Genomic DNA, 14784 nt, shown 5'->3' on the forward strand with positions numbered 1-14784 from the left:
ATTAATATTTTGATCGCAGTTGACAAATACCCAATAATATGGTAAATACATTGAGGCTTTGTTGGACGATGTTGAAACGTTTTTTATCATCGTATTGTTTTTCTTTATTTTAAATGTTGGTTTATTTTTTAATTGATAGTCTTAGCCCCGTTCCGTACAATACTTTCCGGAGCTAAGTTTCTATCAATTATCAAATCTGTACTTTTCTAATCAGGACAAGTTTGTGTGGAGATACAGTGCCAATTCATGGTTGCATCACCTTCCTTAAGGGTGTACATCTTCATACATTTGTTGGTAATATCATACACCATCATACCCTCTACAGGTGTTGTAATAACAGGAGTTATCCCATCAGCGGCAACAGGTTGGTTTGATGTATTAAACTTGACTCTGTTTGGAATAAAACCTTTGGTTTTTGCTTCCAACACCAGCCAGCCACCTTTTCTTACCATTGGCCAGTTGTCTGTACTTCCTGCTCCAGCTCTTCCAAGAGAGGTAACTCCTACTTTTGTAGGTAATGCTGGATTGCCAGTTGTAGCAATAGCACCTGGCTTATAGCAGTAAGCCTTTCCTTCAGCAAACGTGATGTACCTTATGGTATTATCTGCATTGAAGTCATTCATGAATACCCATTTACCGCCTGCGAATATTCCAGTGATTGTTTTTACATTTGTTGTGAAAGTTGCATCATCTGCTACAATCATCTGAATGTTGTTTCCAGCTGAGAAAATAGCTCCATAAGCTGAGAGGTCTGCCTCAAAGTATAGGCTTCCAGAAGTATTTGAACGTTGAGATAGCCATGTTCTCTGGATTCTCTGCAGTGTAGTTCCGGCAATTGTGATGTTAACAAGCGGTGTTGCCGTAACATTGTTATCTCCAACCAGGAAGTATGTTTTATCATTCGTAAATCCTGTTCGCGTTGCAAGTTGGTTCGGAGAAGCAAAATCATTGATCGTGGCAACAGTGAGAATTGTTCCTGCATTGACACTTTTCGATACCTTTTGTTCTAACATTTCAATATCGTCACGAGATATTCCAAAAATGTTATTGTTGAACGTAATATTGGCTGCTCCGTTCCATACTGTGTTTCCATCTGTATTCAGATAATGGTCAGTATTTACTTGTCCCAGCGTAATACCATATTTAATAGCAAGATAGGAATCCACTCTTCTACGTTCAGCGGTGGTAAGGTTACCTTCTCCATAAACAATTGTTTCTCCCAGATTTCCAACAAAACCTCCATTATCACTTCCATTGGAGCCTATTTGTGTAGAACCGAAGGTATGCCCTCCGTTTAGAAAGCCTATGGAAGTATGTGCTCCAGTCATCGAAACAACACCTCCGTTGATTCCTTTACCAGTAGTGGTATTTAATAGATTGTGATATACAATGCTTGGAATCGTCGTTGACCTTATTCCTCCAGGATTAGCAAGAAATCTATACCCTTCATCAGCTCTTACTCTTTCTGTTCTATTGTCATACATATCGCCAAAACCATCCCAATAGTTGATGCTACCACTTAATTTAGAATTATCCAATAAAGAGCTAAATATCCTTCCATTTCCGCCAGGGTTTGATAACCCATCTTTTGTCAAGATAAAGATATCATAGGTATTGTTGCCAAAGGTTCTTACTGATGTATTTCCAATCGTTTGAGTATTTGCAGTAAAATTGACACCTGGATTGAAGTTAAAGTAATTGGCCGCACCCATCTTGAATTTTGGCAGGGCATTGGTTCCCAATTGTGCTGATGTAGTTCCTGAGAACTGATCAGTCCATGCTGTAATATCTGTCCCATCTCCTGTATTTGCAGCATCTTTATCAGCCCGGTACCAATAGGAAAGATTATTCACAACTCCACCCGGAGCAAGTCCAAAACCTGCAAAAGTGAAGAACTGCCCATCGGTTAATGTTACATTAGCTGTTTTGTAGATCTCACCGTTTATAGTTACTTCGGTCACCATTGGAGTGAAGGTAGAAGTTAGGTCAAATACAGGACCTGCAGACTGCACCAGGTATAGATTTTTTATTCCTTTAGGCCAGGCAACTGTTACAGTTCCTACACTATTGGTATTCTGTACCTTCCAGATGGCTTCAAAACGATAGTTCGTTTCCCCATTCGCTCCTGCAGTGTAAACTAGTGGAGTAGTCATTGATTGTTTAAGCCCATTGTCTCCTATGATCAGGAATTGTCCTTCCGTCAAAGAATTGGTATTGCCAATATTGGTATTGGCCAATGAATTTCCTACTCCAATTATTAGTTTTTGACCATCATTTACACTTCGTGATTGTTTTTGATGTAAAGCTGATGTATTATCTCTTGCTATACCCAAAATATTATTGTAATAGTTATTGGATGATCCATTCCAAACCACATTGCCTGCAGAGCTTAAATAATTTCTGCTTTGTTCTTTGCTCAGCGTTTGTCCATATTTAATAGCAAGATAAGATTCTACCTTATTTACCTCCAGATCAGTTAGCTTATCAGCAAAAACAATCATTTCATTTTCTTGCCCAATCAATTGTGCCCCGGCATCTGCTTTTCCTACCATTAAGGCACTACGGCTTACATCGGTATTTACATTTGAAATATTGATGTCGAAGGTCTGATGGAATCCGTTTAATGTGATGCTTACTGCATTGTTTCCTCCCGTTCCTGCGCCATTCTCCCAGGTACCGCCACCAATATAAGATCCATTGATCGTGTAGGTACTTTGAGGGGCATATTCACCTATTACAGGATAGAACAAAAATTTATTTCCTGTAAAGCTATATAAACCAGGGTCATCCATTGCATTTCCGGAACCGGCTGTTCCAAATCCCAGTAATGAAGAGGTTGCACTTGTTGTGTTTCCAGCTGAGAACAATGCTCCTTTGCTTCTATTCAACAGGTACCCTTGAGCATCTACCGGAGCATATTGCATCCATTTTTGAGTTCCATCGTAAATTACCGTTGGGTTGAAATTTGCTAAAGTAGTATTAGAAAACTTCGGACGATAGCCTGTTGTTGACTGTAAAAGAGGGAAAGGTTTGTTATTAAATTCGTTCCATTGCTGAACAGTAGCATTATCTACAGCGATCGTAGTTCCGGCGTCTGAGAATAGGTTTGAAGCAGCATCAGCACGATACCACGCAGCGGAAAATACTCCACCCGGTGCATATGCAAAACCGGCAAAGGTAAAATATTGACCGTTCGTTAATGTTGCGGTAGCTGTGTTATATACAATTCCGTTTACAGTAACCTCAGTAACCATTGGGGTAAAGTTGTCATTGCCATCAATTGCAGCATCTGAAGACTGAACTAAGTACATATTGTTCACTCCTTTAGGCCAAGCAACCGTTATGGTACCCACATTTCCTGAGTTTTGTACTTTCCAGATAGATTCAAAACGGTAGTTAACCACACCATTAGAGCCTGTAGTGTAAGAAAATGGTGTTTTAAGGCTTTGCTCCAAACCATTATCTCCTGTCATCAGGAATTGCATGTCATTAGCTAAGCCTGTACTGTTGGCTGCATTACTATCTGCAAATCCTGTTGTAGAAATGACAAGCTTCTGTCCGCTATTTGTACTTCCCGATTGCTTTTGATGTAATAAGGTGAGATCATCTTTGGCAATACCGAAAATATTATTGTTGTAGCCCGTATTAATGGTTCTGTCCCATATCACATTGCTGGTTGTTGAAAGATAATTCTCGCTCAATGTAGCCCCATTCTTGACAGCCAGATAGGAATTTATCCTCGACTGTTCATTCGCTGTTAAGGCACGTTTGAACCATAAAATTTCCATAATATCTCCAGGGAAAGCACCTGGTGCATCCCAGCCGGCCTGGCCTACTCTTAGATTACGACCATATAACTGAAATTTATTAGATCCGGTAAATGAAGTTGTTTCATAAGTACCATTCAGACCCAATCTTTTTTCTCCTCCGGATGAAGCCGAAGATCCTCCGTTGGCAACAGAATTATTAGCTATTACCGAGAACACGTTGGATGAACCGATATTGAAATTTGTAGAGAAATCTGTTGAGGTAGTAACATTATAATATTCATAATGTCTTGGCTTCCCATTGGCAATTGATGCTGCAGGTTCAGAAGCATAGGTTGCATCATCATCAATCCCTATAATGCGTCCGGTTCCCGAAGTGCTGGGTCTTACTGCAGAGAAAATGGAATGGGATATATTAGGCAGTTCACCATTGGTAGGGTTCATTACAGAAGCCGTATTATAAAAGAATTTAGAAGTGGTATAACCGGTAGTATAAGGATTGAAATTATGGCTTCTGTCTGCAGGAGATAATGTTACCCCTCCCACATTCGGTATATTATCTGCATTTAAGGAATGATCCTTCCATGCCGTAGCAATACTTCCGGCATCATCCGATTTTACCCAAAATTCGATTCCCTGCACTCCACCGGGGCCAGGAGCTGTAATGGTAACGGTAAGATCGCTGGTACTTGTACAGGTACCGGTGGTAACAGTCCATCTGAAAGTATATGTCCCTGAACTGGTAAGTCCTGTAACATTGGTATTATATAGGGATGGATTGGTGATTATAGGATTTGGAGCTCCGGCTGGTTTTGAAATCACGGTCCATAAACCTGTAGATGATGCTCCTGGATTATTCCCATTGAGAGAGGTTTGTGAAGCTCCTATTCCCAAGATTTGATTGGATCCTGCATTGGCATTTACCTGTGGGGATACGAATATTGAAAATGTACCCTCCGGAGAAGTTCCCGAGCATGCATATTCTTTATCCAGAAATCTGGAATCCACTCCACCTGCATTAGGAACAGCCCTTATCTTGAATACATACTCTCCCTGCTTATCTAAATTACTTATCGTGGTAGAAGTATTTGTCAATGTCCTGAGATTACTGGATTCGTAAGCAGGATTGGCAGCTCCGGCTGGCTTGGAAACCAGAGTAAAGTTATATACACCAGAAAATTCCTGAAGGTAGCTAGCGTTGACTACTCCTTGATATACAGCAGGTAAAGGAATCGTTGCCGTTACAATACCTGATCCTGTATAACATATTGTAGTATTTGGGACAGCCACATTCGGGCGGCTACCGTCTGAAATATGAATATAATAATCCTGACTATTACCGCAGGTGCCATTTTTAACTGCTAAATTAACAATGTAAGTTCCCACTCGCCAACCTCCGGCAGGTGGTGTTACCACTACGTTCCTGTTCATCATCCCGGCTCCGTTCAAAACTAAAGTGGGATTTCCTCCGGAAGGAACAATACCCGAATTACCAACTGTCGTGGTAAGTGTTGCTGGGTCTGAGGGATCAATTTTGAAATAGATGGTAATAGGTGCCGTTGTACCTGCCTTATTACAATACACGGCACCCCCGCTACCGGTTGCACCATAGTACTGCATTTGTTCAGGATAAGAGGAATCGATAAAACTTACTAGTTTGGGATCTGTTCCATTATAGTTATAGGTTATCTGAGGAGTTGTGTATGTTCCATTGGCATTGGTAACGGTGATGGTGAACACATAGGCTCCTGTAACATTTACACCATTGAAGTAGATAGAACTATTTCTTATTTGATAAAATGAAATATTTCCACCTGCTGGTTGGCTGATGGCATTTATGGTAACTGTTGTCCCAAATGCCTGGTTTCCAGATGAGTTTGGCGTATTGGTTGCCAACATAGGAGAGGTTCCGCTCAAACTGATATACCGGTTGGTGTCTGTCGATGGATAGCATCTGTTATGGGTTGCGGGAAGACTTATTTGTGGATTAGGGATGAACCTGATGATTGCATCATCTTCGTACCAACAGTTTGGATTGTTGATAGATGTTATCCTTAATACTGCACGATAAGCTGGGTCAATGTCATGATTAGCTTTCTTTGTAAGGGTTAGGGTAGGGGTTGCGGTTGTCGTATTAGACATCGTTGCATTCGTGGTGGTGGTCTGATTATAATATTCTTTATTATAAATGTTATAATAGGTCCACGATGCGGTATACCCTGCAGGAATTACTGCATTTAAGGTTGCAGTACCGGTAATGGCAGAAACATTGGTGATGTCAGGTCCTGCGGTAAAAGATGAAACCTCTCCTGGGGCAGTAATGGTTATTTGTGAGGTTGCCGTGCCTGTAGTACAGTTCTGGGCAATCTGAAACACATAATTTCCAGGAGAGGTCATTCCTGTGACATTGGTATTATAACCTGAAGGGGTTACAATAATTGGGTTTGGGGCACCGGAAGGTTTGGATATCAGTGTCCACACTGGATTTCCAGCTGAGCTTCCCCCGGAGCTTCCCGATAAATTGGCAGACGTGCCACAAATGACGGCATTGGCTCCTGCATTGATGTTGCAGCTTTGTGCCAAAATCATCATATTACCCATAATGAGGAATATGAAGAAAAAGACGATTTGTTTTTTCATAATATATTAGTTTTTAGCCGGATTTCCGGTATGTGCGTTTTTATACTGTGATTTTTTATAAATATGACGATGTGTTTTATGAATTGAACTTTATAGAGATATCCAATATGATCTTTGAACACTTGATATTAATACCTACTTGAGTAGAGACAGTCATGTTTATAAAAAATGCGCTAATAAAAGTGTATTTCTTCCATATTTCATTCATTTAAGGTTTCCAGAAAGTCCAGACTTTGCCGTTGTATATGGCAAGTTGTCGTTTAACAGTGTCATAAGCCATCATTCCAGGAGCAGGGTCGATGATGTTAAGGTGTGGACTGGCTACTTTGGGTAATATCATTGCCTTGTTGGTGTCGGATAAAACCAACATACCAGGTGTACTGTCTGTGGCAGCTGCTGATCCGATGACTGATTTTGCGGTCGTAGATTCCGTTTTATTGGTCTGGATCAAAATATCCGCTGTTCCGGTGTTGTCAACACTTAAATCAGTCCATGTTCCGGAGTCCTTCAGGTATTTTACTTTGTGGTCGGTCGTATCATAAATGATGGTACCGTTGTCTGTAATTCCTGTTTTTGTTTCTACATAGGGAAGTACGAATCCCCGATTTTCTGTATCTGCAAATTCCAAAGATACCGAAGCATTGGTTACTGTCGGTTTTCCTATGGCAATCTGAGATTTTACAGTACCCGTTACAGCAAGTAAAATTGCTATGGGTAGAAGTTGTTTTTTCATGATTTTTAATTAGGTTTTATTTGAATTGATTGTTTTATTTCCAAAAAAGACGCCTGAAAAGAAAATAGTCGTTGACTGTATTCAGCCCAGGATTATCAGTAGCCTTTGGTTGTTGCCAATGATGGTTTCTTCTCCTTTTTTGTTTGAGTCAAAAAAACGACGTTATCTGTTCACATCGGACAAACCGGCGAATATGGATACATATGTTGAAATTTTCGTTTAATAAAGAGCTATCCGATGATTTGTTAAGCGATAGCCATACATAGAAATGGGGGAGGTCGGTTGAAATTTCTAAAGAATTCCAAATTTGAAACCCCACGGTTTTTATAGTTTTTTTTCAGGAAAGTATCTGGTAAATGGATTAGAATAGGCATCCTGTTTTCGGACCCAAAAAAAAGAAATTTCATCGTTCGTTGATTGGGTCTTATGATTTGCTTATCATTGTCGGAAACAGCCAGTAAAGATTTCTCTGATTGTGTATTTCCACTGAAAATTAATGTGGATCTATTGCTGTTTTTAACGATTTGAGAAATAGCCTGTCTTTTTTTGTATTTCCTTTTATTGGATACAAGTGTATTTTTTCCTTTGAGAATTTTCTTTATTTTATCCTTTTTCGGATGGGAAACATATATTCGTTCCATACCTGAAACGATAGTACCCTCTGATACAACTATAGCAGTTGATGCATGAAGAGTATCTGATGAAGGAGCTTCGTTACGTATACAAACAGCCTGTATGATCTGAAAGTTGATTAACAACAAGATGAATAAGAAAAACCTCCTCCCTCCAAGTGAATGCAGAGAGAAGATTTGGTTCATCATGTTATTTTCAGAATCGGTTGTCATTTTGATGCAATATTATGAATGCCACAATGCCTGTACAAGGCTGATGCATGAATAATTCGGAAAGTTTCATGTGTTGTTTGATTGATTTTACAATTTTCATATACTGAAAATCAGTTTGTTGAAAAATATCAAGGTATTTGTTTAAAATTTTAGAAATCCCAAATAGGTATTTGATTTTTGGGATATATGTTAAATATTAGTACTGAAGTTTACGAAAGATTTCCACAGCAAATGAACTCTGATTTGAATTTTAGCTTAGATTGAGATAATCAGAGAGAGGCTTTAGAAATGGATATCCAACTGAAGGGGTAAAATACTTCCAGACCAATAATTTGTACATTTCAGTTCAACCAGATGATAGTATAAATTTTTAAGGAGCTATAGTACAATGACTTTTCTTTTACAGAATGTAACATCCTTCAAGAGCTTGGAATGGTATCCAGCTAAAGTAATATTTGCCGCTATAGGAACGGTTGTATTGTGCTCATGGATTTAATTGAGAAAATCCCTATATATGCTCATGGATTGAATAGACTTTTTTTGCAAAGGTATATTGATGCTATTCCTTTTTAAAATTATTTTGTATTACAGTATTTCCAGTTCAGTCTTCTTTTTCAGATTGTTAATAAAATCTGAGGGAGTTAGACCTGTTTCTTTTTTAAAAGCTGTCTGAAAGACCCTATGATTGGCATAGCCACATAACTCTGCCAAAGAAGTAATCTTATATTTTCTGTATACTGCATCCTCATACAGTTTCCTGGTAATGTATTCAATTCTAAGGCTGTTGATGTAATGATTGAAGTTCTTGTCCTTATAGGATTTTATGACTTCTGAAAGATATTTTGTATTGGTGCCAAAATTACTTGCCATACTGGCTATTGTAATATCACTTTTCAGGTATTTCTCTGTTTTTTCAAATTTGGATATCTTAGTCAATAGTTGATTGACCGTTTCCTCAGCAATTGTTTTCGGAGCTTTTACTGCTTTTTCTCCATCCTTCTCCATTTCATTCTTTTGGTTTTCTGACTCATGCTTTATTTTGGTAATGAGTTCCTGAAATCTCTGTTGTAAGACTTTATTCCTGCTTTTCCAATAGTACCAAACACCACCACATCCCAGCATTATTATAATGAAGAACACATATAAGTAGTTTCTAAGGCTGCTGCTTTTTTCCTTTTCCTTTTCTTTTTTAATTGCTGTGGTAACTTTATTCACCGAATGTTTTTCTGCAATTTTAATACTGTCCCTGAGCTTTGTAAGAAGTTGATTGTATTTTTTTCCCTCAAGAGTATTATTTTTAGCCAAATAGGCCTCCGTCATGATTTCGTAGAAAATTTCCCGACTGGAAGGGGATGAAATTTTTTGCTCAAGTTCTAAGCCTTTCTGAGCATAGTGTATGGCCTTGTCGTTATCTTTTTGGTCAAAGTAAAAATCACCAGCCGTTCTGTATAGGTTCATTTTATTGAGTGAACTTATTTCCCTATTTTCTGCAATCTTCAATGATTTTAAAAGATATGTCTCTGCTGTCCTTGGTTCGGTGGGCTGAATGATCCATAAATAATACAATGTCAGGTTTGCCTGTATGGAAAGAATCAAATCATATTTCTTTTTTAGTGATATACTTGATTTTTTTTCAGATATTTTTTCTGCTTCGCTTAAGCCTTTTATGAGATATAGGCGTACGGAATCAGGTTGTTTTTTGCTTTGATCAAAATAACCGGAATAGTTAGAATAAAATAAGCTGCTGTAATAATGACGCACATCATTGTCCTTGATTTTTGCCAAATATCTTTTTGAAAGCTGATAAGCTTTGTGGGAATCTTCCAGAAACCCCAAATCCCCCAATGAACCTGCTTTCATCTTGTACATATTGGACACTTCCTGTGGCGATGAATCTTCATTGATGTGGTTTTCCAGGTCTGTTGCAACCTCAATAACTTTCTCCGAATTATCCAATGTTGAATATGTTCGTATCAGTTCAGTACCAATGGAGAATGCAACATTGTATTTATTTTCCTTTGCAGTTCTGTAGCTTTTTTCCAGTTGTTTTATGGTATTGCTTACGATACTTGTACTGCCAATCTTGTGTTGTATGTCGTGTAATTCGTCCTTTAATTGTTCTTCGGATATTTTCTGGCTTTTTCCTAAGGTGAATAGATGTAGGATGATAAGGAATAAAATGGATTGGTAAGCTCTCATTTGACTGGAATTCAATGGTAATTTTGTTTGAAAAAGTGTTTTTACAAATGTATGATATTTCAAGCAAGTTAGCTGTTGTAAGATGGTTGAAAATGATATAATATTAATAAGTAAGGGTAATTTGAAATATTTTTAATGCTAATCTTTTTCTGAAATACGAATAAGTAAAATTACTGTCATTATAGCTTGATTTACTGCATGGATAAGCGGTTTTATACAAATTATAGGCACTTATATGGAGTATGGACTTGTAAAAGAGTAGCCAGTAGATAACAGATTGGATGTTAGGGGAATTTAGAAAGAATATTTAAGAAAATGTTCAGATAGCTTTTAAAAATGGATGAAAATAAAAAACCGCCCTTGGGAGACGGTTTAAGGATGATAATACCTGATAAAGTTAATTTTTGATAAATTTTTTAATTATAGTAGTTGCATTTTTCTGATCCACCTTCAGAAGATAGACCCCTTTTGTAAGACCGGAAATGTCAATGCTAGTTTTATTTTCTGATGTTGAAACTAGCTGCCCTGTTGTGTTGTAAATCGTTACTTTAAGTTTAGATGTATTTTTAACTAATTTGATATTGATCACATCCTGAGCAGGATTGGGATAAATACTGATATCATCTTTTACGATAACAGGATTTGAAGTTCCTAACGTTGAGAAGTCTATAACGTCTTTCAGGATGCCTAATGAATTTGTCATCAAATAGACTTCTGCTGTAGTAGGGCTTACAAAACGCATTGTACCATCGATAACTACTGTGTTAAAATAGTTGGATGCCGTTCTTACCTGCCAGTTTGTTCCGTTATTATTCGTGTAAATCACTTTTGGAAGCGTAGCTAAATATGAATTTCCAATACCTATAATTTGTCCGTTTTGTTTTGTGGAATGTTCAACTTTATGAACCATTTCGTTATAAATTCTAGACCATGTATTTCCTCCATCTAAAGAAGTATATATTCCGTTTGATGCTGCCATTGTATATTGGTTTGCATTCAATGGGTTTTGAACTAAACTTAACGAGATGTTTGGAAGGATTAAATCTTGCAAGCCGACTGTGATTTCCGTCCATGTTGTTCCTCCGTTTGTTGTTTTAAATAATCTGTTTCCAACAGTTACTAATACTTCATTAGAATTACTCTGATTTACTTTGATTCCAAAAATATAATCACCATCATAAGGCAGGGTTATGACATCGTTTATTACATTATTGATATTGGTGAAATCAGACCTGATCAGGCTTGCATTTACCCCATTAAAAGTGGCAATCCATGCTATGTTTTGGTTGGTAGGATCTGTTTCGGCAGCAGTAAAACCAGTGTCAAAAGTATTATAAATTGACGTTGATGTTGCACCATAATCATCACTTACCTTAACATTATTTCCCATCCCAAAAGATTCTTCATAACTGTAAGTTCTTCCCGGTTTTTTTTTATCTGCATACATAAGCGGAATTTGCTGACCCACCGGAAACTCGCTAAGAGGATAAACATTAATAGGAGTTTCTTGATTATTGACTAGGTTTTTGACTGTATAACCATATTGCACTCCATATATCAATTTGTCTGTACCATTATCATCTATAAGATTTATTTTACCCATCCCCATAAAAAACGGGTTTGCAATAGAGGTAAGTGTTATTCCTTTATCTGTTGAGAATTTTGCATAACGATTATTTGAAATTAAAACATGGTTTAAGTTATTAGGATTAAAGGCTGCATCTATCCCGTAGAAATAGGAATGACCATCTATCAAACCATTATGAAAAGTTGTAGTCCACGTACTCCCAGCATTGGTGGTTACGGCAATTCTATCATCACCCATTACAATAACATGGTTGGTGTTATTGGGATTTATCTGAATTTTAGGAACATTTCTTAATCCCTGTGTACTTGTTGACCAGGTAATTCCTGTTTGTTCATTCCACGTAGTTCCTCCATCTGTTGATTTATAGACAGCCTGATGTTGGTTAAGATATGACCAAAGAATACCACTTCCGGCATAAAGAATATTGGTGTTTTCAGGATCAATTGCTATTGACTGTAAAATAAGACCGTTTAATGTTTCTGTCCACGTAGCTCCAGCGTTAGTGGATTTGAGTAAGCCACCGTCAATATTTCCAGGACCTCCATTACGCACAATGTATAATGTTTGAGGATTCTGAGGATCCATGACAGCATCATTTAAAAGTACATCTTCATGATCCTGCCCATCATAAATTTTCGTCCATGTCGTACCACCGTTTGTTGTATAAAAAAATTTATTACTACCACCATTAGTAAGCATTGTGGCAGTAGTCATGTTTCCATTATCATAAATAGAATAGTTGGTGATAGCTTCTATAGACTGATTTGAAGGAAAATTAAATTCTTTTACAACATTTAATGTTTGCAGATTCAGTACAATAATTTTGTTTAATGGACTGCCTAGGCCAAAATGCTGAATAAAACTTACAGCAGTGCCATTGTTGGTAAGATGCATCTCTTTTATATCCGCAGTATAAGCGGGATAAGGAAGAGTGTATAGTATTTCCCAATGTGTGCCATTGTCGTTGGAAACCACAATGTGTTTATCAACATAAGTAGTTGCATAGATTCTGTTGGGAACATTTTTGTCATAAACAAAATTTCGCAGCTGTCCATATTGCGGGTCTCCAGCAAAGCTCACTTGCGCGAAAGCAAGCTGCAGAAACATAATAAAAAATAAAGTAAATACAGTTTTCTTCATAATACTTGTTTAGTTGTTAAGGAATACAAATTTATTTTTTGAAGAAAACTTTCAATACAATGAAAAGGGAAATAGTGAGACTGAAAATGGAAAAAACGTGACTTTTTTATTTAAACATTTGATATATAGCTATATAAGTCATTTGAATTTTGAAGGTTTAATCTTTTTGAAACCCTTTCTTTTCTTTTTCTACATGCTTCAATGGTAATATTAAATATTGATGAAATTTCTTTAGTAGAAAGATTCATGTAGATATAACTGATGTATCGAATGTCATTCAGTGTAAGATCAGGATGTTTCTCTTTAAGGTTACTAATGAACTTGCTGTTGATTTTTTCAAAATGAGATAAAAAGTCGTCGTTATTTTCCTCTTTAGTGAGTATTAATTTCAATTGATCCAATTGTTGAGAGAGCTGATCATTTTTGATCATTTCAGGGTTTCTTTTTAATTGAAGAATGTATTGTTCTATTTTATCATTTCTCTGTGCGATATGGATAGCATTGGCAGCTAATTTTCTGTTTCTGTTTTCCAATTCGTTTCTGAGCTTTTCTTTTTCTAAAAGAGTTTCGGTCTCTTTTTCCTTGATTTGTTTTTCTAATAAGAGATTGTCGGTTTCTTTATTTTTTAATTCTAAGGAAATAATCTGCTCGTTTCTTTCAGCAATAGTTCTTTTTTGTCTGTTCTTTAAATAAAGAGTTCTGAATAATAAGCTTAGTAATCCGAGAATCAAGATGCAGAATCCTGCGATGTAAAATTTTAATCTTTTTTCACTTTTAAGTTCTTTTTCTGAATCCTGAAGTTTTAGTTTGATTTCGCTGTTTTGATACATTGCCTGATTTTTAATGGCACTAAGGGAATCTTTAACAATAATTACCGAATCTTTATATTGTAAAGCCCTGGTATGATCTCCCATGCTGAAGTAAAGGCTTGAAAACTGATTGTAAATGTCTTTATTATTGCTGTAATTCAGATTCTCTTGCTGGGATTTTTTTATATAGTAGAGCGCTTTTTCGTTTTGGTTCTGGCCTTGATATGCCTGAGAAAGAATCAGTAATATTAAAATTCTATGATCCATGGATTCTTTACTTCTTAGTGTGTTTAGTAAAGGTTCAAGAATAGTTAGAACTTTATTATATTCTTTTCTTTCAAGGAAATTCTTGGCTTCTACAATAGATAGATCAATGGTAATTCTCGGATTATTTTCTATAGATAAAGCGGTTCTGGAAATTTTTACATACTCTAAAGCACGGTCTAATTGATGGGTGATATTATAAAGATCAGCTAAGTTGGCAGAGTATATCCCGATCCCGATATAGTCCTTATTGGCAACTGCTAACTCATAAGCTCTTTTTTGGTGCTTTTCAGACTCTTTATATTTTCCCTGTTGTAAATAGACGAGTGCTACATTATTTAATACCGTCATTTCGCGGTCACTTTTCAAATGTTTAATAGCGATAGAGTAGGCCTCCAAATAATAATCGAGTGCTGTGCTGTAATCATACATCTGATAATAATTGAGCCCGATACAGTTGGTCGCAATAAATTGCTGCTCATATAGTTTATTTTGTTCTGCAATTTTTTTTGCTTCTGCAAATGTTTCTAATGAAGTGCTGTGATTTTTTTTGTACAATGCATCAATCCCGTTTTTGATTAAATTGTTACAATATTCTGTGGAGTTAATTTTTTGAGCAGTAATAGTAACTGATGATAGAATAAACAAGAATAACAAAATAAGATGTTTCATCATATAGAATGTATCTAAAAAATAGTTTAATTAACATTAAGTCCTAAATGTTATTAAATGTACATAAAAGCTGGAAAATAGATGCAAATATTAACTGTAATATTCAAAATTAAAGAGAAATAAAAAA

6 protein-coding genes are annotated in these 14784 nt (G+C 36.6%); all 6 read right to left on the minus strand.

Annotated features, from left to right (window positions below):
- Window positions 1–206: 206 nt before the first annotated feature.
- Window positions 207–6407, minus strand: coding sequence for a hypothetical protein (locus NG806_RS02715; protein WP_261511869.1), 6201 nt, complete (start codon window positions 6405–6407; stop codon window positions 207–209).
- Window positions 6408–6615: 208 nt separating this feature from the next.
- Window positions 6616–7140, minus strand: a complete 525-nt coding sequence (locus NG806_RS02720; protein WP_261511870.1) for a hypothetical protein — start codon at window positions 7138–7140, stop codon at window positions 6616–6618.
- Window positions 7141–7385: 245 nt separating this feature from the next.
- Window positions 7386–7961, minus strand: coding sequence for a hypothetical protein (locus NG806_RS02725; protein WP_261511871.1), 576 nt, complete (start codon window positions 7959–7961; stop codon window positions 7386–7388).
- A gap of 609 nt (window positions 7962–8570) precedes the next feature.
- Complete coding sequence (locus tag NG806_RS02730) at window positions 8571–10199, minus strand: helix-turn-helix domain-containing protein (protein WP_261511872.1); 1629 nt, start codon at window positions 10197–10199, stop codon at window positions 8571–8573.
- Between the two features lie 382 nt (window positions 10200–10581).
- Window positions 10582–12912 (minus strand): T9SS type A sorting domain-containing protein, encoded by a 2331-nt coding sequence (locus NG806_RS02735; protein ID WP_261511873.1) that lies wholly within the window; start codon window positions 12910–12912, stop codon window positions 10582–10584.
- Window positions 12913–13022: 110 nt separating this feature from the next.
- Entirely contained in the window at window positions 13023–14660 is a 1638-nt protein-coding gene (locus NG806_RS02740) for a tetratricopeptide repeat protein (RefSeq protein ID WP_261511874.1), read from the minus strand.
- Window positions 14661–14784 lie beyond the last annotated feature (124 nt).

This window comes from Chryseobacterium paludis (assembly GCF_025403485.1).
Lineage (GTDB): Bacteria > Bacteroidota > Bacteroidia > Flavobacteriales > Weeksellaceae > Chryseobacterium > Chryseobacterium paludis.

Coding starts and splice junctions, on each gene's coding strand:
- NG806_RS02715 (WP_261511869.1), bottom strand. CDS start 6,407: ATGAAAAAACAAATCGTCTTTTTCTTCATATTCCTCATTATGGGTAAT.
- NG806_RS02720 (WP_261511870.1), bottom strand. CDS start 7,140: ATGAAAAAACAACTTCTACCCATAGCAATTTTACTTGCTGTAACGGGT.
- NG806_RS02725 (WP_261511871.1), bottom strand. CDS start 7,961: ATGATGAACCAAATCTTCTCTCTGCATTCACTTGGAGGGAGGAGGTTT.
- NG806_RS02735 (WP_261511873.1), bottom strand. CDS start 12,912: ATGAAGAAAACTGTATTTACTTTATTTTTTATTATGTTTCTGCAGCTT.
- NG806_RS02740 (WP_261511874.1), bottom strand. CDS start 14,660: ATGATGAAACATCTTATTTTGTTATTCTTGTTTATTCTATCATCAGTT.